This is a genomic window from Paenibacillus medicaginis (assembly GCF_042138635.1).
Lineage (GTDB): Bacteria > Bacillota > Bacilli > Paenibacillales > Paenibacillaceae > Paenibacillus > Paenibacillus medicaginis.
Genome location: NZ_JBHIRY010000015.1, coordinates 22274 through 44410 on the forward strand (window position 1 = coordinate 22274; position 22137 = coordinate 44410).

Sequence of the window (22137 nt, forward strand, 5' to 3'; positions counted from 1 at the left end):
AAATAAACAGAGGAATGTTGGTCTCATCTCAATTCCTTTTGTATATCGTCATCCTGGAGGTTGTAGTGCTGCATTAAACAGGCTCTATAAATACATTCTGGGGAAGGGCATACGGATTATCCTTGGCGATGCGGTCATAGAACATCATTCCGTCCAGATGATCCAGTTCATGCTGAACGACGATGGCCGTATATCCTTTGAACGTATAAATTTGCTCTCTCCCCTGTGCATCCGCTGCTTTGACCTTGATCCTGGCATAACGGGGGACATAACCCGGCACGTAACGGTCCACCGAAAGACAGCCTTCCCCGGCTTCCAGATAGATCATGGCGGCTGAATGACTAATGATTTTCGGATTATACAGCTCGCAGACAACGGTTTCTTCCCCGGATTGGATATAAACGGCGCACATCCGCTTGTTCAGGCCGATCTGATTGGCTGATAAGCCTACCCCGGCCCGCAGACCGTATTCGGCGGCTCTCTTTTCATTCTGGCTGTTCTTGAGATAGTCCAGCATCAGCTCCATCCAGCGGCGGTCCTCACTGCTTGGCGGCAGGGATACAGGCTCTGTACGCTTGCGCAGGATGGAGTCTCCTTCCCGCACAATATCACTCATGAAAAGAATCCCGGGAACCGGCAGATTATTCATTCCTTTTGCCTCAACTTCCTTGCTAGAATTGTGCAACATTCAATATGAAGACATTGATCTCACTGTGAAAAGTTTCCTATGGCGTCTTTTGTAAAATTATATCGACGACCCGGCAAGCTTGTCAAAATATCTGTTATGCAGGCTGCCATATCCTTGGTGAAGCGCTTGTGCTTTACAAAAAAAAATGGACAGCTCCGCATGGAACTGTCCTGTAAAAGATATTACGATATCGACGTGTTCAGGACGGCTGCTCCAGCTTGCTTTCGGGGGCGCCATGCAGTCCCGCTTTCGGATTTCCTGCGGTCCAGACTTCATAATACTGCGAGTTCTTCCCGTAAGAATTATCGATCACCACATTTGGCATGTCCAGCAGACAGGACAGAATATGACCATGCAGCCTAGAGGTGCGCACCTCCCTGTAGGAGCTGAACAGATTAATCGCCCTATTCATCAAATAATCGGTATATTTATACCAGAATGAACGAACCGGAAGCAGCCCGCCAAGCTTCTTGTCCAGACTATAAAACTTCTGGAAATACAGGATACCTCGAACTTCCGATGGTGTGAACAGCGTCTCCCAATCCAGCCGGTTACTGTCGTCGGCCTCTTTGTCAATATGCTGCTGCCCGGCAAAAGTCTCCGAATCTGTACGCAGAAAATAGAGCACGTCCTTCGCGGGCCGGGAGGCCGGCTGAAGCGGCCATAGCTGATGCGCCATATCCGGGCACAGGCGGACCCGACAGTTATGGAACTTCGCCATCGCAAAGTCATAGGAGCGCATGTCCCGGACGAAGAGGTGCAGATCAGGGTGATTGTTGAAAAGTGCAGCGGTCATGTCAGCCTTGCGCTCATTTTCAAAATGAATGGTCTGCGGCAGCACGACAATCCGGTGGGACGGAAAGCAGCGTACGATCTTTTCCCGCATCTGCTGATGATTGGCGTACAAGTCGCCGAAATTCCCACCGCCCTGGCATATAATAATGCAGTTGTCTGGAACGCTCAGCTTGTCGGGAAAGTTCATTTCACTGTAGCGGGCACGAACCTTGATATTATAATCATGGAAAAACTTCTCCGTCCCCTTCATAATCAGCAGGTCGCCGCCGTTGTTATACACCGGATAATCCGCATAAATAACTTCCGATCCCGGAGGCACCACCTCAAGGATTGCTTTCAGCTTCTCTTTAAGCTCATCCATTGGATGCAAGCTCGCCATCGTTCAGTTCCCCCTTCTTTCGCTTCTTTTGTATAATCTGGATCAGGAACGCAATATCCTCCCTGTCAAAGACGATCCGTCGCAGCGGAATCTTGAAGAACACCGGAAAAGAGAACACGGAAAAGACAAGGCGGACACAGGCTCCGGCCAGCAGCGCCAGCGCAATGCCCTCCAGCCCGAGCAATGGTGTAAATACGAAGAACATGGCGACGGTGATCGCATAGGCTGCAATCTGGCGAATCAGCACGAGGCCCGGACGGCCAAGGGCATTAAATGCAGATGCCAGAATCCAGGAGCCTCCGCCAATAATGCATTCCAGCGAGAGCAGATAAAAGGTCACATCCGCCTCCAGAAAAGCGGGCCCGAACAGCAGGCCCAGCATATACCTGCCGATGAACAGGCTCGGAACTATGACAACGAGCATAATGGCCATGGATATGCGAAAGGCTCTGCCGACGGTCTCGATAATCTTTGGTTGGGACAATCCCGTTACCCGTGGAAAGGTTACGTTCGTCACCGCATTCTGCACCACATTGAATACTCTGGATAAAGCATAAACAACGGAGTACAGCCCGAAATCACGCGGCGACAGCAGGGCAACAATCACAATTTTGTCCGTTTGCGTGGACAGCGTTCCCATCAGCTCCATGCCGTACACCCGGGCTCCATAGCTGTAGTAGGGGCGCAAAACCTTTTTATCGATGAACAAACGGAACGAGCGCACATGCACTCCATGGCGCAGCTTGAAAAACGCCCACAGCAGCGCGGCCAGACTGGCTGCAAAGTTGATGGCCCCCGCCATATGGACATCAAGGAATCCGAGCAGCCAAACTGTAACCAGCCCCGCAAAATTAATAAACGGGTACAGGAAAAGCAGCCCGTTATATACGTCGAACTTTTCTAGACTCTGGGACAATGCCGTCGTCAATGCCGTCAGCACCGCCAACGGGATGGCGGCCAGACAGTATAATCGTGACAGTTGAATGATGTCCGGGGAGTATCCGTTAAGCCACATGGGCATGAACAGCCAGGCGATTCCCCCTGCCAGCAAACAGGCAGGCAGCTGTATCCACAGGGATAATCCGAGCAGTTCCTCAGAGCTGCCTGTCTTCTTTTTTACGTTGTAAATGAGGGAGGTGGGGAGGCCGAAGCTTAGCACGCTGCCGATCAACGCAGGCCAGAAAAGCACTGCCGCCAATTCTCCCTTCCCCTCAACCCCAAGCATCCGTGCGGTTAATATCGAGGTAAGCGTCGTAACGATCAGCACAAAGAAATTGTTAAAGCTGGTACGCATAATCGTTTTGGCCAGGCTGTCGCCTGTAAAGACTGTTTTGGCTGCCGTCCAGACGCTCATCGTCCTCACATCCCTGCTCTGCTTCTATATTAGCCTCCAATCCTGCAGCCGCTTTTTAACCGGCAGCCTCATTGGAGAACATCACTTTTAACGCCTTTTTATAACCTTTGATTGCGGAGTTATTCTTCTTTGGTCTTTCTCTGAACATCAGGTACAGCGTAGTCCAGCAAAGTGCCGCATATTTGATCGGTCCTGACTGCTCATGCTTGAGCAGATGAATATGATTCATCACACGTGTGTAGGCCACATGCTCCATATTATCGCGGGAGGACGGTGATTCATGATGCAGCAGCTTTAAAAGAGGGTTAATATACAAAGGCCCGTTCTTCAATGCAATGCTGGACAGGAGCAGATCCTCACCGATACTGTAGCTTTGCAGCCAGGGAACCGGCTTTAATTCGCGAATCGCATCCTTGCGGAAGGACATGTTGCAGCCGTGGAAAAATTCGGTTTTGAACGTCTTGCGTGCCTTATGCCAGTTATACATGGAACCGGATTGGCCGCTGAGCGAGAGCTTCCCTTTAAAGGGCGATTGCTGAAAAGAGAGCAAGCAGCGGATGGTGCCGAAAAAGCTGTTGCTCATGCCCAGCGCGATCCCGCCGATTCCTGCAGCCTGGGGATATTCCGCATAGGTGTGCATCAAATTCTGAATATAATCCGCAGGCAGCTCCACATCGTCATCCAGAAAGAGAATGATGTGACCTCTGGCGATCTCTACCGTCTTGACTCTTGACAGCCATAGCCCCGGCTGCTCCTTGCGATGGTAGCGCAGTTCCATTCCCGTCGGCTTCAGAACCTGTTCCTGTTGCTTCAGGAACGCTTCCGTCAGCGATCCGTCATCAACAATCAGCACCTCGGCCTGCAGGCCGGATGCCGGCAGCTTGGACTGTGCGATGGAGGAGATACACCGCTTCAGGTCATCCTCACGGTTGCGCGTGCAAATGGCAATGGACAAGGCTATCATCAGATTCCCTCCTTCGGTCAAGTCAGGCCCCCCTATCACGGGGCAGGGAAGCCGTATATTCAAGATATTTCTGCTTGCGCGGATTCAGGACAAAAAGAACACCCTGAGCATACCCGGCTACCGTGTTGAAATTTCTCTTAAAGGCCTGCTTGAGCATCAAATAGGAAAGAGTCCACAGTAGCGCAATGTAATTCCAGAGCCCTGCTTTTCTTAGCTGCAGCAAATAATAATGGTTAACGGCCGTGGCTTTGGCGACCTTGCCTGCCTTATCCCGCGAGCTCGGGGATTCATGATGTGTGATTTTAAGCTTCGGATCGATAACCAGCTTGCCGTAACGGCTTGCAAGATGACAGATGTACAGATCCTCTGCTATTGCATAGCTGGTCATCCACGGATAAAGCTGCATATCACATAACGCATAACGGCGGAAGGACATATTGCAGCCGTGGAAAAACTCCGTGGGGAATACCGATTTCATCTCTCCCCATTGCATCAACGAACCCGCCAGACTACTTGGGGACAGCTTACCGGGCGAAGAGGACATTTGACATGTCAAAACACCCAGCAGCTTGCCTGCCCGGCTTGTGCTGAGTCCCTTGGCGACCCCGCCAACCCCTACAATTTCTTTATCCTGGCCGTACACATCCAGCAGTCGTCTAATGTACAAACGATCATCCAATTCAGCATCATCATCAAGAAAAAGCATAATGTCGTTGTTCACGATAGGCAGCGCCTGATGCCGGGAAAGCCATAAACCGGGCTGCTCTTTCTTGTAATACTTCAATTCCCCGTTCGGCAGCCTGGAGATCATTTCCCGGTATTCCTCCAGCTTGTGTGCCGGGATATCGCCATCGTCAACAATCAGCAGCTCAATTGCCGTATAATTAATGTCCTGCTGCGCGGCAATGGATCGAATGCAGCGCGTCAAATCTGCAATCCGGTTCCTTGTGCAAATGATGATCGAGACATCAGACATGCTACGGTCTCCTCCTATCCTGTCCGTTTCTCTTTCCAAGAATTATTTTCCAATTGTTGGATTGTATAATTCTATTTTAGCGTTGACAGCATTTGAGTGTACATACCACTTTTGTATACTTTTTCGTACATATGAAAACTTATAGGTAAGGAACAAAAAAAGAGAAATGGCCGTAAAGCCATTCCTCTTCATTGCGGATTAAAAGTCCAGAAACAGCGTCGCATTGACATATCTGCGGGCCATGGACAGGAAATAGGAATTTTGGATCGATACAGCTGCCACCAGCAGCGCATTCCTGAGCGCTTCCCGCTGGTTCGGACTCAGGTGGACAAGATCATCCGTATACCTGCCTGCCGCGCGCAGCAGCATATCCTCGGTAAGGCCATCCTTTAAAGTGGAGGCAGGTCCCGTACCAGTTATGTCAAACATCCCGTCGCCATTGGCGTCGAGCTCTTCAAACAGGGATGAATATGCGGCATACAGATGCATGGGCTGCATCAGGTCGTCGCTGTCGTCTCCCGGCTGTCCGAAGAGAATATGAAACAGCTTGCGGATGGACTCAAAATCAAGGCTGGATTTGAGATCCTCTATAATGAGCAGGACGGCTGCCTGGTTGATGGAATATTTTTTCCCTACCTGTGGTGATCCGAGAAATTCTTTAAAGTCCCGCTTCACCCAGTTCTGCATGGAGGTCAGGGAAACATGGCTATACTCGATTAGTTGGCCGAGCGAGGCGATCTCCTGCAGGGAAAAAGCTGCGATCTGCCTTCCTTTAATGATTTTCTCCAGCACAGGAGTCACCTCGGTGCTCAAAAAGGCAGGCAGCGTGCTGCCGGCACGAAGCCGGTCCTGATGATTCTTTCTCCAAGCCTCCTGAAGAACGGCCAAAGGCTGCATGCTCTGACAGTTATCAAGCGCAAGCAGCAAATGGGCCATGTCGCTGCGGGTCATTGTAAAGGACTCCATTTGCCTTCCTCCTCATGCTTACGTGTTGCATTTCAAGTTCATGCGAACCCATCATACGCTTAAGCATGCAGGTTGTAAAGAGCGAGGAAGAAAAAGGCGAGAAAGCAGACGATCAAGGTCTATTCTTTCACTATTTCGAACAAATTTGGGGCTCAGAAGGTTGACAGCTTTCTTTTTAACAGTTGTATTTTTTCTTTTAAGTTCTTAAAATAAGTTCATATGAACTTAAATTTATCAGAAAAGGGATGAGTGAAAATTATATGGACATAGGTGTCAGTCTATTGTTGTTCGCGTTGTTAATTGTGCTGAGTGGTTTCTTCGTGGCTACTGAATTTGCCATCATCAAAATTCGATCCAGCCGAGTGGATCAACTGGTGGTGGAAAACCGCAAAAATGCGAAAGCGCTGCGGACGGTAGTCAACAATCTGGACGGATATTTATCCGCCTGTCAGCTTGGTATTACAATAACGGCGCTTGGACTTGGCTGGCTCGGTGAACCGACTGTGGTCAAAATTTTGGAGCCTGTATTTATTAAACTAGGCATCAGTGGTGATTTTGGCCATATTCTGGCTTTCATAATCTCTTTTATTATTGTGACTTACCTGCATGTCGTTATTGGTGAATTGGCCCCTAAAACATTGGCGATTCGCAAAGCGGAAACAGTCAGTCTGTTAACATCTCCTCCGATTATCTGGTTTAACCGCATCATGTACCCCTTCATCTGGCTTCTGAACGGCTCTGCCAACAGGCTGGTCCGTTTATTCGGATTAAAACCCGCGTCAGAGCATGAGGAGGCACATTCCCAGGAAGAGATTCAAATTATCCTGTCGGAAAGCATGGAGAGCGGGAAAATTAACAATACAGAGTATGGATACGTGAACAAGATCTTTGCCTTTGACGAAACCGTGGCCAAAGAAATTATGGTGCCGCGTACCGATATGGTGTGTCTGTATACCAACCGCAGCTTGAAAGAGAACATGCAGACGATTTACGATGAGCAGTATACCCGCTTCCCGGTAGCAACGGAAAGCAAAGACCAAATTATCGGTATGATCAATACGAAGCAGCTGTTTCTGGAGCATGACCGGAACCCGGATCTGGATTTCAAATCCCTGATTCACCCGATTCTTACGGTGCCGGAAGTTATCCCGGTCAACGATCTGCTGAAACGGATGCAGAAGGAACAGGTGCATATCGCGCTGCTGGTGGATGAATATGGCGGCACATCCGGTATTATTACGATTGAAGATATTCTGGAAGAGATCGTCGGCGAAATCCGCGACGAATTCGATAAAGATGAGCGCAAGGAAGTCGAGAAGCTGTCTGAGAACAGCTATCTGATGGATGGCAAAGTCATCCTGTCCGAATTCAGTGACCTGACTGGTCTGAATCTCGATGATGAGGATGTCGATACGGTCGGTGGCTGGGTGTACAGCCGTATTCCCGAACCGAAGACGGGCAAAGAATATACTGAAGGTCATGTCAAAGTCATTATCCGCGAAATGGGCAAAAACCGTGTAAGACGGGTGGAGGTTATCATTGAGGAGCCGTCGCGTCTAAGCGGAGAAGAAGAAACGGACTAAGTTTGAAATTCACCGGAAAACGTTGTACACTTTACTTCGTTCTGCACAAATGATTAAATAAATGACAGGGCATACGGCTTGGCCGCGTGCCCTGCATGCGTGTGTAGGGAGGAGAGTATAATACATGGACTTTTTGTCAGCGATTATTATGGGCATTATTGAGGGATTAACGGAATTTCTACCCGTCTCATCGACCGGGCACATGATTTTGACGGCCCACCTGCTGAATCTCAACACAGATAGTGAATCCGTCAAGACGTTTGAAGTTGTCGTACAGCTGGGCGCCGTGCTTGCGGTTGTCGTATTGTATTTCAGAAAGTTTCTGGGCATGTTCGATTTCCGGAGACAGACGCTTCAATCCTTAAAACCGCGTCTAAATCTGCTGCATATCATCATCGCCATGATCCCGGCTTCCTTGCTGGGCGTACTGCTGCGTGACTTCATCAAGCAGTATTTATTCGGTCCGCAAACGGTAGTATACAGTCTGGTTGCCGGAGGCCTGCTGATGATTGCGGCTGAAAAATTCCATCCAAGAGCAACCGCAGAAACGGTAGATGAAATTACATACAGACAGGCTTTTATCATTGGATTATTTCAAATTCTTGCCTTGTGGCCAGGCTTCTCCCGTTCAGGCTCCACGATTTCCGGCGGTTTGTTTGCAAAAGTAAGCAGCACGGCAGCGGCCGAATTCACCTTTTTGGTGTCAGTTCCGATTATGCTGGGGGCTACGGTGGTCGATATGTACAGCAGCATGGAACAGCTGTCCACCAGTGATTTCCCTGTATTTGCGGTTGGTTTTGTTACCGCCTTTATCATAGCGATGCTGGCAATCAAGAGCTTCCTTGGATTGCTGAAACGGTTCAGCCTGACGTCGTTTGCTATTTATCGTTTCGTGCTGGCGGCCGTATTTTTCTTTATTATTCTGTAACTAAAAAGGATGTATCCCGGTGTTTGAATAACGGGGTACATCCTTTTCCATCTTTATACCTTCGATTCCAGCGTCTCCAGATAATCAGAGATTTGTGCCGGGGTTTTGGCAAATTTGCTGTGAAGATGGGCAATCTTCTTCCCGTCGCGGAATACCAGCAAACTTGGGATGCCGCGAACCTGATTTTCTTCTGCTATCGGCAGAAATTGCTCGGCATCCATGGCATAAAATTCTTTATCAGGATGCTTCTCGATGATTCCGCCAATAAATTTGTCCAACGTCTTGCAATCCGGACACCAGGTTGCATCGAATTTAATAACCGTTAGTCCATCTCCCTGAATCAGTTCCTGATAGTGCTGCTGTGATTCAATGCGCTCCATCGTCCATCCCTCCTGCTGTTTACTTATTCTTTCATTGTAATCATTATCGCTCAAATTGCAACTGTGACAGTTACCTGTGCTGTGTGTAGCGGTTCGCTTTGCTAAAGCTTCTCAGCTCACTGATTTCCTGCTCCGTCAACGGCGTGACAGCAGCGGCGCCAACGTTGTGCTGAAGCTGTTCCGGAGAGCTCGCTCCAGGAATGGCAGTCGCCACGGCCGGATGCGCAAGGCTGTAGCGGATGGCTAACTGCTCCATGCTCCGCTCTTCACTTGCGAACGCTGCAAGGCGTTCACGCACATTCAGCAGCTCTGACTCCTTATAATCCAGATAACCCTTCGCCGCCTTGGATGCTCCTCTCTCAGCCAGCACTCCGCTGGCTACAGGGCCGCGTGCGATCAGGCTGACCCCTTCATCTCCCAGCAAAGGGAGAACTTCTTCTTCCGCCCGCCGGTCCAACAGGCTGTATTGGTTCATGACACTAACGATTCCTGAACGCTTCACATATTCACGGATCACATTCGGCCGGATGGAAGAAATACCGTACCAGCGGATGACTCCCTCACGTTTCAGCTGTTCAAAAGCCTCAATTGTGTCGTCAATCGGATCGTCGAGTGTACCGCCATGCAGCTGGTACAGATCAATATAATCTGTGCCAAGGCGTTTCAGACTTTCTTTAACAGCCTCCAGAATATAAGCCTTTGACGGATCCCACACCAGGCCTTCCTGGCCCGCAATGCGGCGGTTGCCTACCTTGGTCGCAATGATAACGTCCTGGCGCCTTCCCCGCATGGCCTTGCCAACCAATTCTTCATTCCGGCCACTGTCATACAAATCGGCAGTATCCAGAAAATTGATGCCTTTTTCAAGCGCTTCGTGAATAAGATAAACTCCTTTTTGTTCCTCTGTGCCAATCGTCATGCAACCAAAGCCGATTTCGCTTACCATGAGATCGGAAGATCCAAGCCGGTTCTTTTTCATGCTTTCTCTCCTCCCAATAATTCACATGTTGTCCCAGACCTTATATACAAGCTCATCGTACCGTATCACTTCCGCCTGTTCAAGCCGACCCGCATGGCGCAAAGCAGCACTTCACAAACGAGTAACCCCCTTTTTTCATTTCATGTGTTGACATTTATCACAAAACAATATATCTTTAAATAAAGATAAATAATGAATCCAGTACCTTTACCCAATAATAAAGAACCACCAAGGAGGACTTATCATGAAATTGCTTGGATTGCACCATGTATCGGCTTTCACAGCCTCTGCCGCTAAAAACTTTGAGTTTTATACTGAAGTGCTCGGCATGCGCCTTGTCAAAAAAACCGTCAACCAGGATAATATTCGCGTGTACCACTTGTTCTACGCTGATGAGATCGGAACCGCAGGCACTGAGCTGACTTTCTTTGAAATTCCAAATGCCGGGCAGAACCGCAGAGGGAATAACAGCATCTCCTCCCTGTCGCTGCGCGTTCCGAACGATAAAGCCTTGACCTACTGGAAGAACCGGTTTGAAGAGTTGAGCGTGAAGCATGAAAACATTACGGAGCAAGCAGGACATCAAATTCTGCCATTTGAAGATTTCGAAGGACAGCGCTTCTATTTGATTTCCGATGAGCATGATCAGGGAGTTCGGGGCGGCAAGCCCTGGGATAAAAGCCCTGTTCCGGCCGAATACGGCATCATCGGTCTCGGACCGGTCAAGCTGACTGTACCCGTAGCGGAGCATACCGAGCTGATTCTGGAGAAGGTGATGGGCTTCCGCAAAGTTGGCTCCTATCCTTCTCTTGTCACTGGGCAGCCGGATATCGTCATTTACGAAACAGCTGAGGGCGGGAACGGAGCCCAGGTGCACCTTGAAGAACGCAACGACCTCGACCCTGAGCGGCTTGGACGTGGCGGTGTTCACCACGTCGCATTCCGCGTAAGCGATGAAGAGGAGCTGCGTCAATGGGTGGAGCGCATCCGCAGTCTGCAAATCGGCAATTCAGGCTTCGTGGACCGCTTCTACTTCCGTTCCCTGTATTTCCGGGAGCCAAATGGCATTTTGTTCGAGCTGGCTACTGACGGTCCCGGCTTTGCGACGGATGAGGACCCAGAGCATCTTGGCGAAGCTCTTGCCCTCCCGCCGTTTCTGGAAGACCGTCGAGAAGATATTGAAGCCCATCTGAAACCGCTGAATACAACAAAATAAAAACATATAAAACCGGGACTTGCCTCTGAACAGGAGGTCCCGGTTTTTAATCTTTTGCCTGCTGCCTTCAGCGGGCCATTGCTGCTGTTAACCGTTCATCTCCCGCAAACATTCGTCCGGCTCCGTGGCCGGATCTGAAACTGCGTGTTCAAAAGTCAGGTTTTCAGCACCGAGAAGGTTGGATAACCTCTTAAAGCTTCTGGTCGTCCACACCGTCCAGCCAGACCTCAATGTCGCCGATGACGGAAGTGACGCATCCCGCCTCAAAGGGGGATTTAAGCCCCGCCAGCTCGACCAGGCCTGTAAAGGACAGGCTTCCTCCTGCCCGGCACAAGCGCAGGTAGTCATTCCAGGCCGACTGCCAATCCGTGTTCATCCGCTTCCAGAACTGGAATGCGCAAATCTGGGCAAGCGTGTAGTCAATATAATAAAACGGTGACTGGAAAATATGCGCCTGCTTGTGCCAGAAGCCTCCACTCTCCAAGTAATCATTACCCTCGTAGTTTTTATGCGGCAGATACTTACGCTCGATGGAACGCCATGCCTGCTTCCGCTCCGCCGGAGTCCAGTCCGGATTTTCGTAGACTGCATGCTGAAATTCATCGACGGCGACTCCATAAGGAATAAACAGCAGTGCTGACGAGAGATGATCGAAATGGTATTTTTCCGTATCCTCCTTAAAGAAAAGCTTCATCCACGGCCATGTGAAAAACTCCATACTCATGGAATGAATCTCTGCAGCTTCGTAGGTGGACCAGAAATATTCAGGGATGTCAAAATGTCTGCTCTCATACACCTGGAAGGCGTGCCCGGCTTCATGTGTCAGAACGTCGATGTCCCCGGAGGTGCCGTTAAAATTCGAAAAAATGAAAGGAGCGCCATAGTCATTAAGGAATGTGCAGTAGCCCCCGCTCTGCTTGCCTTTTTTGCTGACCAGATCCATCAGGCCGTTGTCTTTCATAAACGTAAAAAACTCATCCACCTCAGGAGACAGCTCTTTGTACATGCGTGCTCCGTTTTCAATGATCCAGTCCGGTCCGCCTTTGGGGACAGGGTTGCCTGTCGCAAAGGCGAAGCTTTCGTCATAATAACGAAGTGTCTCCACACCGATCCGCTGCCGCTGCCGTTCTTTAAGACGGGAAGCAGCCGGAACAATGTGCTCTGCCACCTGATCACGAAAATTGGCAACCATCGCTGCATTATAATCCGTCCGGTTCATACGCGCATAACCGAGCTCTACAAAGTTGGCATATCCCAGCTTGCGGGCCATCCGGGTACGGACCTTCACCAGCTCGTCGTAAATCTGGTCGAATTGATCCTCGTGTGCTGCCAGAAATCCGTTTTGCGCTTCAGCGGCTCTGCGCCGAATATCGCGGTCTGTCGACTGCAGGAATGGGGTTAATTGCGGAAGCGTACGCTCTTCCCCTTCAAAAAGGATTTTGGCGGAGGCAATCAGTGCCATATATTCGGTGCCAAGCTTGTTCTCCTGCTGCATGTCTTCGATCATGGCAGGATCAAATGCTTTGAGAGAAACCTCGGCCAGCCGGAACAGTTGACTGCCCCACTCTTGCTCCAGTTCCCCCCGCAATGGTGAATCCACGAGCGCCCGGTAATAGTCGGTTATGTATTCCTGGAAAACGGGTTTGATTTCATCCACGTATTCTTTCTCTTTTTTATAAAACTCATCTGTAGTATCGATAGAATGTCTGATTTCGACCAGTTGGCAGTTCGTATCCACATGGCTGCGCAGCTTGTTGAGCTCCTGAATAACCGCCTTGCTTTGCGCTGGCTGGTCCGCATTTCGGAACTGCTCCAGCAATTTTTTAAACCGCTGTTCAAATTCGGACAAATCCGGTCTTTCGTATTTCATCTCACTGAACTTCATAGGCGAGGCCTCCCCTTTTCCCAATATGTGTTTATTATACATCCCGATTGCTATAATATACCAGCATTTTAAGTAGATCTGAGACGCTCCGAGAACGAACCATTCCTGCAATCGCTGTTGTCCCCAGATTTCCAATGATTATAATTTTTAGCGGTAGAAATTCGGTGACAAAGGCGAGCGCTGCCGCTTTTCCGGAATCGCTTCGTTCTCTTCGCTGCTGCGTGCGTATCCCGACTTAAAAAATGCAGAAAATCACAGTCAACGAATATATCCTGGATTGCTGGCTAGACAAAAAGGTCAAGAACAGTAGTAAAATCCCTGTTCTTGACCTTTTGTACCCGTTATAGACCGGAAGTATGGGCGCGGGTCGTGATTTCATCCATCATAGGCACTGTATCAAGCCCGTCGCGGTTGCCCAGCAGGATGACGGTCAAGCCTGTCCCGGTATCCCGCATCATGCCTGTCTTGTAGCCAGTTCCGCTGCCATTATGATAAATAGTCACACCGGAGCCGGATTCGTCCTGCCGGACCAGCACGCCGTATCCATAGTTCTTCTCGGAATACGGGGTCAGCATCTGTGTCAGCGACTCGCTGCTCAGCAGCTTGTCTAATCCGTTCTCACTGTTCCAAGTCAGCATATCATCAACCGTGGAGTACAGCGTGCCTGTTCCCTCCACCGATACATAATAAGGAGCTTCGGCCATTACGCTATTTTTGTAGGTGTGGCCTTTAATCGTCGAAATGTCAGGGGTGGCCTGGCCTGTATGCTTCAGACCCAGCGGGCCCAGCACGTTCTTCTCCAGATAATCCCCATAGGTCATTCCGCTTGCCTGTTCAATAATATAAGCGAGAACTACATAGCCGCAGTTGCTGTATTGAAAACGGGTGCCTGGCTCCCATTGAATGGTCAGCTGTTTGATTTGATTCACGGTATCCTGCAGTGTCATCCCCTCTGTACGAGTGAAGTTTGCCCTGAGCCCGCCGGTATGCGACAGCAGCATATGCAGTGTAATTTCGTCTCCGCGCGGAAAATCGGGAATATATTTGGATACAGTGTCCTGCAGACTCAGCAACCCTGCCTCCGACAGCTTCAACACGGAAGCCGCCGTGAACGATTTGGACAACGATGCGATTCGTGTCGTCATGTCGGGGCGGTTGAACTTGCCATCACCGGCCGGGCCATATCCTTTACGGAGCAATACCTGCCCGTTTTTCGCCACTAGGGCCAGACCGGAGAACGATTCATTGCGCAGGTAAGTATCCACTGAATTCATGCTGCTGCTCAGCATGGTTTCACTGTCGCTTTGAATTTCAAGCAGCGTGCCTGCGGTTGTTTTGGCAGGTTTTACAGTGGCGCGCAGCGGATCGATCACACCCCGCAGCGGCACTGTTAAAACACCTTTTACATAGCGCAGCGGCGAGGATTGCTGCCAGGCGTAACCGTTCACATCAACCGCTGTGGAGCCAAGCTTGTACGTAATGACATCCCCGTTCAGTTGGACAACGGCACTGTTGGCGCTTGCGTTCCAGCGTACGGTTGCTCCGAGTGCACCAGCCGCTTCCCGGAGCGGGACGTATGTCGTGCCGTAAGCAATATAAGGCTTCGTATTCCAATTTGCCTCGACCCCATCCACCATAACGGTAATGGTTCCGGACTGTGCCAGCGCATTATGACTGCTCCCGGCAAACAGAGCCGCACACAGAAAGAGAAGCACAAAGCAGCGCATAAAGGGAAGTGCTCTCTCATTCAACCCATTCATGTAAGCTGTCCTCCATTCTTTCGTCAAACCTGGTTAAAAAAACGCCAATATCCGTCAAAACAACAAATTTTATTTTATCATACCTGATACCCGGGGAGAAAATTTGAGTAACAGGCATGAAGGAAAAAAGGTCGAGAACATGGGGAGCTGGCTCCTGTTCTCGACCTTTTGTTCCATGCACGGAGCTTCTCACAACATACGAAGCAGTGCACAGAGTCAATCCATATGCGCTTAATGTCTCAAGATTGCTGCAGACGGTGAGCAGCATGAAGCGTTGGCCCGACAAATTCATTCAGACGGAACCCGCCGGCAATTGCCTGGGTAATAAATTGCTTGGCCTGCTCCACAGCTTCACGCACCGAAAGGCCTTGTGCCAGCCCTGCGGTAACGGCGGCGGATGAGGTGCAGCCCGCGCCATGGGTAAAGCTCGTATTCACGCTGTCCGTTTCAAACCATTCAAAGGTGTGCCCGTCATAGAGCAGATCCATCGCTTTGCCTTCCTTAATTTTGCCGCGATCTTTAATCAGCACGTGCCTGGCCCCGCGTTCATGAATAATGGCAGCCGCTTCCTGCATCTGCTCGACCGTGCGAATCGGGCCTGTCTTGGCAAGCTGTGACGCCTCAAACAGGTTCGGTGTAACGAGATCTGCGCCCGGAATAAGCAGCTCCAGCATCGCTTCCGTATTTTCAGGCTGCAGCACTTCGTCCGTACCTTTGCATACCATAACCGGATCAATGACGATCCGTTTGAGATCATGCTTCTTTAAATATCCGGCAACCAGCTCGATAATCTCCACGGAGCCAAGCATGCCTGTCTTCATGGCATCGAAGCCGATGCCTTCCAGTACGGTTTTCAGTTGCGCTTCCACCACATCCAGGGCTACCGGATATACAAGATGGTCCCAAGTGCGGGGTGCCATCGCAACAATCGTGGTCAGAACGGTCATACCATATACGCCGAACTCCTGAAAAGTCTTCAGATCGGCCTGAATGCCTGCTCCTCCGCTTGTATCGGAGCCGGCAATCGTCAATGTTTTAGGGACGGTCATGTTCATGCTCTCCTTCACTTCCATGCTGCATTTATCCTAATCCTGTCGGTCTTTCTTGTCAAACCCCTTTTAGGCAGGATTTCCGCCTTTATCATCGCCCCAGTAATCCGCATCTCCTGTCCGAATTTTTTACAGTATACCAGCGTGATGATGTTTGTCCTGATTATACCGTCCCCCGTTGCAATTGAACAGTCTTCATCAAGAACGCCTATTTAATCTTTGTCGGCGCAAAATGGACTCCTGCTGATTTCCGTCATTCAGGCACATGAATATACTGTTTTTGAAAATAAGCATTAGCCGTCAATGAGGGAACGACCTAATTAACCCATGGGAAGGAGGAAGACAATTGAGCGCTATTCATAGAGGATGTGGTGGTGGTTTGTGGACTTCCACAGGTGTCATCCTGGTTCTGTTCATCCTGCTGGTTATCATCTGCCGCACTTTCTGGGTGTAATTTGTAAAAACTGAATTTTGAAAAAAACACAAGGGCGCCTGCAGCCATTTTGGCCAAGGCACCCTTGTTGGATTTTCCGGATATAAGCAGCATTATCCCCCTACTCTGATCCTGACTTGCGGAGCGGCCGAGGGGAAGTACGCCCGTGCACCTGCTTTGACGCTTCCGAACCCGTGTTTCCAAAACGCTTGCGTTCCGTCCGTTCCATCTGGACTATCTGCCCTTCATGGACAACGATATGAAGTGAACCGAATTCCATATCATCCAGCAGCTCAGCAATACGGTTCATCCAAATCTGGTCCACCTTCAGCGGTTTTGCCATACGGCCGCCTCCTTCATTTATATATAAAACATTGTTATCCAACCTATATACTTGGTTTATAATTTATCATGCTTCAAAAACCGCCGTCAATCGTTTCCAAGCCTTAGGGATGAACTTTTTTGCGCTGAAGCCAGCTTTTCAGCACAAGGGTGGCAAGGGCAAGCAGCAGCAGCAGTGAAGCTACCGCAAAGGAAGCGGCAAATTGATATTCATTATACAAAATCTCTACATGCAGCGGCAGTGTATTCGTTTCACCACGGATATGGCCGGACACGACCGAGACTGCCCCGAATTCTCCCATAGCCCTCGCATTGCACAGGATGATCCCGTAGAGCAATCCCCATTTGATGTTGGGCAGCGTAACACGCCAAAACACCTGCCATCCCCCGGCGCCAAGCGTTACGGCCGCTTCCTCTTCATGGGTTCCCTGATCCTCCATGAGAGGAATCAGCTCACGGGCTACAAAAGGGAACGTAATAAACAGCGTGGCAAGCACGATGCCGGGAACCGCAAAAATAATTTTGATATCATGCTCCTCCAGCCACGGGCCGAACCAGCCTTGAGCTCCAAAGACAAGCACATAGATCAGTCCCCCGACAACCGGTGAAATAGCAAAAGGCAGGTCAATCAGAGTAACGAGAATGCCTTTGCCGCGAAATTTGAATTTGGTGATCAGCCAGGCGGCCGCTGTGCCGAAGATGGTGTTCAACGGCACCGTAATCGCCGCCACGAGCAAGGTCAGCCGCAGGGCTGACAGCGCATCCGGGTCGCGCAGTGCCGCCGCATACACCTCCAATCCCTGCTTGAGCGCCTCAGCCATTACGACCGTAAGCGGAAGCACCAGCAACCACAAAAGCACCAGCAAGGCAGCCCCGATAAGCGCCCATTTGACCCAGGGGGCCTCCGTGGTTGCACTTCTGCCTGATAACCTTGGCGGTACATGTGATCCGGTCCATACTTGCACGGAATCCGTCATATTTGAGCCTCCCCTTTCTCAGGCCATCTGTTTTCTTGAAAGACGCTGCACCATATTGATGCAGAACAGAAGGATGAAGGATATCGCCAGCAGCATCAGCGCAACCGCTGTCGCACCGGCGTAGTCATACTGCTCCAGCTTCGACATGATCAGCAGTGGAGCGATCTCCGTCTTCATTGGCATGTTTCCGGAAATAAATACCACCGAACCGTATTCCCCAATCCCTCTGGCAAAAGCTAACGCAAATCCCGTGATCAGTGGGGGAACGAGCTCAGGCAGGATCACGCTGCGAAAGATACGCCATCTTCCGGCCCCAAGTGTAGCAGCCGCCTCCTCCGTGTCCGCTTCCAGCTCCTCCAGCACCGGCTGCACGGTGCGCACCACAAAGGGGATACCGATGAACATTAACGCCAGCGTAATGCCGATTTGCGAAAAAGCTAATCTGATGCCAAAGGGCTCAAAAATGGAGCCAATCCACCCGTTCTGTGAATAGAGTGCAGTCAGCGCCACCCCCGCCACGGCGGTAGGCAACGCAAACGGCAAATCTATGATCGCGTCAAATACCCGTTTGCCGGGAAAATCATAACGTACAAGCACCCATGCCAGCAGCAGGCCGAGAAACAGATTGATCAAAGCGGCGGCTGCCGAGCATAGAAAGCTTACTTTATAGGATGCGATCACTCTCGGATCCAGAGCAGCCTCCCAAAACCCCGCCCATGTCAGCCCCGTCGAATTCAACAACAGCGCCGACAAGGGAAGCAGCACGACCAGACTGAGATACAGCACCGTGTATCCCAGCGTGAGACCGAAGCCCGGCAGCACCTTTTTATTGGAAGCTTGAGACCCTCCCATCCTCAGTTCACTCCTTTACGGTACAAAATCCCCTCATTGGGGCACATAAATCTGGTCAAATATGCCACCATCGTTAAAATGCTTTTCCTGGGTTTCCTGCCATGTTCCGAATACATCCTGCAGTGTGAACAATTCAATCTGAGGGAAATGATCCTTGAATTGTTCAGCCATGCTTTCAAGTGTTGGGCGGTAATAGTTTTCGGCCGCTATCTTCTGCCCTTCCTCGCTATACAGATACTTCAGATAAGCTTCCGCCACTTTGCGTGTGCCTTTTTTATCGACGACTTTATCAACAACAGCTACCGGCGGCTCTGCCAGAATGCTGACAGACGGATAGACAATGTCAAACTTGTCTTCCCCAAGCTCCTGCACCGACAACAGCGCCTCATTCTCCCAAGCAATCAGCACATCCCCGATTCCCCGTTCCACGAAGGTTGTCGTTGCGCCGCGCGCGCCGCTGTCCAGAACAGGCACATGCGTAAACAGCTCCTTCACAAACTCCTGGGCCTTGGCTTCATCATTGTTATTGTGCTTCAAGGCATACCCCCAGGCTGCAAGATAGTTCCAGCGGGCTCCGCCTGATGTTTTGGGATTCGGCGTGATCACCTCGACCCCGTCCTTGGTCAGATCATCCCAGTCCTTGATGCCCTTCGGATTTCCCTCACGGACCAACAGCACAATCGTTGATGTGTAAGGCGAGCTGTTATGCTCAAACTTGCCCTGCCAGCCCTCCTGGATCAGGCCTTTCTGCTGCAGCGCATCGATGTCATATCCTAACGCCAATGTGACCACATCCGCCTGCAGCCCGTCGAGCACAGAGCGGCTCTGTTTGCCTGATCCGCCATGTGACTGTTTAATGGTAACCTTCTGTCCTTCCTCCTGCTCCCAATGGGCCGCGAAAGCTTTATTGTAAGCCTCATAAAGCTCACGAGTAGGATCGTAAGATACATTCAGCAGCTCTACTTCTTCAGGCGCTGCTCCGCCTGTGCCTCCTTGGGACGCCACCGTGTCATTCCCGGCCGAGCTGCCGCCGCAGGCTGCCAGCATGGCGGTGAATACGAGCGACAAACCGATTAAAAGTCCTTTTTTGTATCCCTTTTTCATACAACATCTCTCCCCCGGTTGCTCTGATTTGGTTAAAGAATTCATTGTGCTGTGTACAGGCAGAAAAAAAGACGGAAGAATTCCTCTGGACAGCACGACGATTCCGGCGATCTCTGCGATCATACCAATCCCGTGTATCCTGAGGAGTTCCTCCGTCTGTACGGTGAGAACTTTAATTATAAATAATTCCTACCCGATTAGTGTGTTATATGCCTATTGTATGAAAAACCCAGGATGGTGTAAAGAACTTTTTCCGTTTTATTTTCATATAGTCCCGTAATCCTTTATACTTAAAAAAATGAGTTCAACATAACAGACCTACATACATTACACGGGAGGACTATACATGGATTTTAATTTGCATATTGACCGCACCCGCTCCAATTCCTATAAATGGGATAACCGGGCGGCTGTATTCGGAACAGAGGACGTTCTGCCCATGTGGGTGGCGGATATGGATTTTCAGGCACCGCCGGCCGTCATCCGCGCCGTGCGTGAACGGGTGGAACACGGGGTATTTGGCTATACATATCCCTCCCCATCCTATTATGAGTCGATTATCAACTGGATGCAGAACCGCCACAATTGGAAGATTGAGAAGGAATGGATTCAGTTCTGTCCAGGCGTTGTCCCGGCACTCAGTCTGATCGTCGAGATGTTTACGGAACCGGAGGATCAGGTCATGATTCAAACCCCGGTATATCCACCGTTTCATAGTGTCGTTAAAAACCACGGCCGTGAACTGGTATGCAGCCCGCTGCTGGAGCAGGATGGCTATTACAGCATGGATTTTGAAGATATGGAAAGCAAAATGGCAGACGGCAAAGTGAAGCTGCTGATTTTGTGCAGCCCCCATAATCCTGTAGGGCGTGTCTGGACGAAGCAGGAACTGCAGCAGCTGGCTGATCTCTGCGCGAAGTGGAACGTGCTGGTCGTATCGGATGAAATTCATGCTGATCTCGTTTTCGAAGCAGGCAGCCATACTCCGTTCGCTTCCTTGTCGGAGGGTGCGGCACAGCGCAGCATCATTTGCACCGCACCTAGCAAAACGTTCAATATCGCCGGTCTGCACACCGCAAATCTGGTTATCCCGAACAAAGAGCTGCGCGCGAAGTTCAGCAAAGCCCTGGAAATTCACGCGATGGGCTCGGCCACACCGCTCGGTCTGGCTGCCGCAGAGGCAGCCTACCGCGAGGGGGCGGAATGGCTGGATGCGCTCCTGGACCATGTGCGCGGAAATATGGATTATGTGTGCGATTTTTGTGAAGGGCATCTGCCTGAGGTGAAGGTGTGGCGGCCGGAAGGCACTTATTTGCTGTGGCTGGATTTCCGCGCGCTTGGCCTGAAAGGCAAAGAGCTAAGCTCATTCCTCATTGAGGAGGCCAAGCTTGGCTTGAACAGCGGCGATTCCTTCGGCACGGATGGCGACGGATTTATGCGCATGAATCTCGGCTGCACCCGCGCCACTGTTGAGGAAGCGATGCGGCGGCTGGAGGCGGCTGTGTCCAAGCGTTTACACAGCATAGACGAAAAGTAGCTTAACCCAATGCCACCACACCCGTTAATTAACGACAAACAAGCGATTACCCAGCAAGAAGGGGCATCGCTTGTTTAAACTTTGGTTACCGTGGGTTATTTTAGTTGTACTAATACTTTCGTTCCACAACAAAAAGTAGACCGCCGCCCCTGACAAGGTAAAGGTCTACTTTCTGTCCATTATCTTTTGTCGCAGCCTACCGCCCTTAAAAGCGGCTGTTGCTAAGAGTGGGAGATGCGCGAACATCCCCACTCTTTTTTAGTATATGCATCTTGATTACATTTTATCATACACCAGACTGATTGTTAATCATATAGCTAATTATGCTTCAAAGTTGTATGTCCAAAAACGCTCCGTGCCAAAATGGGCCTTGATCTCCTCATCGGACGGATTCTTGGTGCCGAGGAAATCCTCGAACTGGAATTGGGAGCGGTGGGCTTGAATGGATCTCATTTTGAGTTCCAGGTAATCACTGACGTCATGCTGCACGTCGGGCGGTCCAAGCACCTGCTGGCAGTTTTTCGAAAACGCCAGACAGTGCACGACCGGTCGCTGTTCTGCGGGCAAGCCCTGGATGGTGCGGATGACTGCAGCCCCTGTCGCGTCATGATCCGGATGCACGCTGTATCCCGGATAGAAGGTAAACACTAGCGACGGCTTCAGCTCCTCCAGCAGACCGCGAATGATGCTGTCCAGCCGCTCCTGGTCCTCGAATTCAATGGTTTTATCATGAAAACCAAGCATACGCAGGTCCTGAATGCCGATGGCACGGGCGGATTCCTCAAGCTCCAGCTTGCGGATCTGCGGAAGTGTTACTCTATTAGCGAAAGGGGGGACGCCCATATTGCGGCCCATTTCCCCCAGAGTCAGACAAGCATACGTCACTTGATATCCCTCGGCAATCCGCTTGGCCAGCGTTCCCGACAGGCCGAAAGCCTCATCATCCGGATGAGGAAGTATAACCAGAATACGCTGATTCATAGAATGCTT

21 protein-coding genes are annotated in these 22137 nt (G+C 50.5%); 5 read left to right on the forward strand and 16 right to left on the reverse strand.

Annotation, left to right across the window (positions count from 1 at the left end; translation table 11 throughout):
• Nucleotides 1-73: 73 nt before the first annotated feature.
• The 6 genes from def to ACE5LO_RS15625 form a co-directional block, all read right to left on the reverse strand.
• A complete protein-coding gene (gene def, locus ACE5LO_RS15600; RefSeq protein WP_375520940.1) occupies nt 74-616 on the reverse strand; it encodes a peptide deformylase in 543 nt (180 codons plus the stop codon).
• A gap of 271 nt (nt 617-887) precedes the next feature.
• A complete protein-coding gene (locus ACE5LO_RS15605; protein WP_375520941.1) occupies nt 888-1862 on the reverse strand; it encodes a polysaccharide pyruvyl transferase family protein in 975 nt (324 codons plus the stop codon).
• Complete coding sequence (locus ACE5LO_RS15610; RefSeq protein ID WP_375520942.1) at nt 1837-3216, reverse strand: lipopolysaccharide biosynthesis protein; 1380 nt, start codon at nt 3214-3216, stop codon at nt 1837-1839. The genes ACE5LO_RS15605 and ACE5LO_RS15610 overlap by 26 nt, the downstream gene beginning before the upstream one ends.
• 55 nt (nt 3217-3271) lie before the next feature.
• Nucleotides 3272-4201, reverse strand: a complete 930-nt coding sequence (locus ACE5LO_RS15615; protein ID WP_375520943.1) for a glycosyltransferase family 2 protein — start codon at nt 4199-4201, stop codon at nt 3272-3274.
• A gap of 1 nt (nt 4202) precedes the next feature.
• On the reverse strand, nt 4203-5156 hold the full coding sequence (locus ACE5LO_RS15620; RefSeq protein WP_375520944.1) for a glycosyltransferase family 2 protein: 954 nt from the start codon (nt 5154-5156) through the stop codon (nt 4203-4205).
• 198 nt (nt 5157-5354) lie between these two features.
• Nucleotides 5355-6122 (reverse strand): DUF1836 domain-containing protein, encoded by a 768-nt coding sequence (locus ACE5LO_RS15625; RefSeq protein WP_375356714.1) that lies wholly within the window; start codon nt 6120-6122, stop codon nt 5355-5357.
• 260 nt (nt 6123-6382) lie between these two features.
• Here ACE5LO_RS15625 and ACE5LO_RS15630 point away from each other — a divergent pair, with 260 nt between their 5' ends.
• Both ACE5LO_RS15630 and bacA read left to right on the forward strand, forming a co-directional pair.
• On the forward strand, nt 6383-7705 hold the full coding sequence (locus ACE5LO_RS15630) for a hemolysin family protein (protein WP_375520945.1): 1323 nt from the start codon (nt 6383-6385) through the stop codon (nt 7703-7705).
• Between the two features lie 124 nt (nt 7706-7829).
• Complete coding sequence (gene bacA / locus ACE5LO_RS15635; RefSeq protein ID WP_375520946.1) at nt 7830-8633, forward strand: undecaprenyl-diphosphate phosphatase; 804 nt, start codon at nt 7830-7832, stop codon at nt 8631-8633.
• A gap of 53 nt (nt 8634-8686) precedes the next feature.
• Here the strand turns inward: bacA and ACE5LO_RS15640 are convergent, their stop codons facing one another.
• Entirely contained in the window at nt 8687-9013 is a 327-nt protein-coding gene (locus ACE5LO_RS15640) for a thioredoxin family protein (RefSeq protein ID WP_375520947.1), read from the reverse strand.
• Nucleotides 9014-9083: 70 nt separating this feature from the next.
• Nucleotides 9084-9992, reverse strand: coding sequence for an aldo/keto reductase (locus ACE5LO_RS15645; protein WP_375520948.1), 909 nt, complete (start codon nt 9990-9992; stop codon nt 9084-9086).
• Nucleotides 9993-10236: 244 nt separating this feature from the next.
• On the opposite strand from ACE5LO_RS15645, the gene ACE5LO_RS15650 reads away from it, so the two are divergent.
• A complete protein-coding gene (locus ACE5LO_RS15650; protein ID WP_375520949.1) occupies nt 10237-11208 on the forward strand; it encodes a ring-cleaving dioxygenase in 972 nt (323 codons plus the stop codon).
• A gap of 190 nt (nt 11209-11398) precedes the next feature.
• Here the strand turns inward: ACE5LO_RS15650 and ACE5LO_RS15655 are convergent, their stop codons facing one another.
• From ACE5LO_RS15655 to thiD, 3 genes are all read right to left on the reverse strand, one after another.
• Nucleotides 11399-13093: a M3 family oligoendopeptidase gene (locus ACE5LO_RS15655; RefSeq protein ID WP_375520950.1), complete on the reverse strand. Its 1695-nt coding sequence runs from the start codon at nt 13091-13093 to the stop codon at nt 11399-11401.
• Between the two features lie 341 nt (nt 13094-13434).
• Nucleotides 13435-14853 carry a serine hydrolase domain-containing protein gene (locus ACE5LO_RS15660; RefSeq protein ID WP_375520951.1) on the reverse strand — a complete coding sequence of 473 codons (1419 nt, stop codon included), beginning with the start codon at nt 14851-14853 and terminating at the stop codon, nt 13435-13437.
• Between the two features lie 239 nt (nt 14854-15092).
• On the reverse strand, nt 15093-15902 hold the full coding sequence (thiD, locus tag ACE5LO_RS15665) for a bifunctional hydroxymethylpyrimidine kinase/phosphomethylpyrimidine kinase (protein ID WP_375521045.1): 810 nt from the start codon (nt 15900-15902) through the stop codon (nt 15093-15095).
• 346 nt (nt 15903-16248) lie between these two features.
• On the opposite strand from thiD, the gene ACE5LO_RS15670 reads away from it, so the two are divergent.
• Nucleotides 16249-16356: a sporulation protein YjcZ gene (locus ACE5LO_RS15670; protein ID WP_375520952.1), complete on the forward strand. Its 108-nt coding sequence runs from the start codon at nt 16249-16251 to the stop codon at nt 16354-16356.
• 100 nt (nt 16357-16456) lie between these two features.
• On the opposite strand, the gene ACE5LO_RS15675 is transcribed toward ACE5LO_RS15670, so the two are convergent.
• The 4 genes from ACE5LO_RS15675 to ACE5LO_RS15690 all read right to left on the reverse strand — a co-directional run bounded on the left by ACE5LO_RS15675 (nt 16457) and on the right by ACE5LO_RS15690 (nt 19610).
• Nucleotides 16457-16678, reverse strand: a complete 222-nt coding sequence (locus ACE5LO_RS15675) for a YezD family protein (protein WP_375356724.1) — start codon at nt 16676-16678, stop codon at nt 16457-16459.
• Nucleotides 16679-16781: 103 nt separating this feature from the next.
• Nucleotides 16782-17654 carry a sulfate ABC transporter permease subunit CysW gene (gene cysW / locus ACE5LO_RS15680; protein ID WP_375520953.1) on the reverse strand — a complete coding sequence of 291 codons (873 nt, stop codon included), beginning with the start codon at nt 17652-17654 and terminating at the stop codon, nt 16782-16784.
• Nucleotides 17655-17672: 18 nt separating this feature from the next.
• Nucleotides 17673-18506 carry a sulfate ABC transporter permease subunit CysT gene (gene cysT, locus ACE5LO_RS15685; protein ID WP_375520954.1) on the reverse strand — a complete coding sequence of 278 codons (834 nt, stop codon included), beginning with the start codon at nt 18504-18506 and terminating at the stop codon, nt 17673-17675.
• Nucleotides 18507-18539: 33 nt separating this feature from the next.
• A complete protein-coding gene (locus ACE5LO_RS15690) occupies nt 18540-19610 on the reverse strand; it encodes a sulfate ABC transporter substrate-binding protein (RefSeq protein ID WP_375520955.1) in 1071 nt (356 codons plus the stop codon).
• Nucleotides 19611-19956: 346 nt separating this feature from the next.
• Here ACE5LO_RS15690 and ACE5LO_RS15695 point away from each other — a divergent pair, with 346 nt between their 5' ends.
• The gene (locus ACE5LO_RS15695) at nt 19957-21147 is read left to right on the forward strand and encodes a MalY/PatB family protein (RefSeq protein WP_375520956.1); all 1191 of its coding nucleotides are present in this window, start codon (nt 19957-19959) and stop codon (nt 21145-21147) included.
• A gap of 321 nt (nt 21148-21468) precedes the next feature.
• Here the strand turns inward: ACE5LO_RS15695 and bshB2 are convergent, their stop codons facing one another.
• Nucleotides 21469-22128, reverse strand: coding sequence for a bacillithiol biosynthesis deacetylase BshB2 (gene bshB2 / locus ACE5LO_RS15700; RefSeq protein WP_375520957.1), 660 nt, complete (start codon nt 22126-22128; stop codon nt 21469-21471).
• Nucleotides 22129-22137: the final 9 nt, after the last annotated feature.

Coding starts and splice junctions, on each gene's coding strand:
- ACE5LO_RS15610 (WP_375520942.1), bottom strand. CDS start 3,216: ATGAGCGTCTGGACGGCAGCCAAAACAGTCTTTACAGGCGACAGCCTG.
- ACE5LO_RS15630 (WP_375520945.1), top strand. CDS start 6,383: ATGGACATAGGTGTCAGTCTATTGTTGTTCGCGTTGTTAATTGTGCTG.
- ACE5LO_RS15640 (WP_375520947.1), bottom strand. CDS start 9,013: ATGGAGCGCATTGAATCACAGCAGCACTATCAGGAACTGATTCAGGGA.
- ACE5LO_RS15650 (WP_375520949.1), top strand. CDS start 10,237: ATGAAATTGCTTGGATTGCACCATGTATCGGCTTTCACAGCCTCTGCC.
- ACE5LO_RS15645 (WP_375520948.1), bottom strand. CDS start 9,992: ATGAAAAAGAACCGGCTTGGATCTTCCGATCTCATGGTAAGCGAAATC.
- ACE5LO_RS15625 (WP_375356714.1), bottom strand. CDS start 6,122: ATGGAGTCCTTTACAATGACCCGCAGCGACATGGCCCATTTGCTGCTT.
- thiD (WP_375521045.1), bottom strand. CDS start 15,902: ATGACCGTCCCTAAAACATTGACGATTGCCGGCTCCGATACAAGCGGA.
- bshB2 (WP_375520957.1), bottom strand. CDS start 22,128: ATGAATCAGCGTATTCTGGTTATACTTCCTCATCCGGATGATGAGGCT.
- cysW (WP_375520953.1), bottom strand. CDS start 17,654: ATGACGGATTCCGTGCAAGTATGGACCGGATCACATGTACCGCCAAGG.
- ACE5LO_RS15690 (WP_375520955.1), bottom strand. CDS start 19,610: ATGAAAAAGGGATACAAAAAAGGACTTTTAATCGGTTTGTCGCTCGTA.
- ACE5LO_RS15675 (WP_375356724.1), bottom strand. CDS start 16,678: ATGGCAAAACCGCTGAAGGTGGACCAGATTTGGATGAACCGTATTGCT.
- def (WP_375520940.1), bottom strand. CDS start 616: ATGAGTGATATTGTGCGGGAAGGAGACTCCATCCTGCGCAAGCGTACA.
- bacA (WP_375520946.1), top strand. CDS start 7,830: ATGGACTTTTTGTCAGCGATTATTATGGGCATTATTGAGGGATTAACG.
- ACE5LO_RS15605 (WP_375520941.1), bottom strand. CDS start 1,862: ATGGCGAGCTTGCATCCAATGGATGAGCTTAAAGAGAAGCTGAAAGCA.
- ACE5LO_RS15695 (WP_375520956.1), top strand. CDS start 19,957: ATGGATTTTAATTTGCATATTGACCGCACCCGCTCCAATTCCTATAAA.
- cysT (WP_375520954.1), bottom strand. CDS start 18,506: ATGGGAGGGTCTCAAGCTTCCAATAAAAAGGTGCTGCCGGGCTTCGGT.
- ACE5LO_RS15620 (WP_375520944.1), bottom strand. CDS start 5,156: ATGTCTGATGTCTCGATCATCATTTGCACAAGGAACCGGATTGCAGAT.
- ACE5LO_RS15660 (WP_375520951.1), bottom strand. CDS start 14,853: ATGAATGGGTTGAATGAGAGAGCACTTCCCTTTATGCGCTGCTTTGTG.
- ACE5LO_RS15655 (WP_375520950.1), bottom strand. CDS start 13,093: ATGAAGTTCAGTGAGATGAAATACGAAAGACCGGATTTGTCCGAATTT.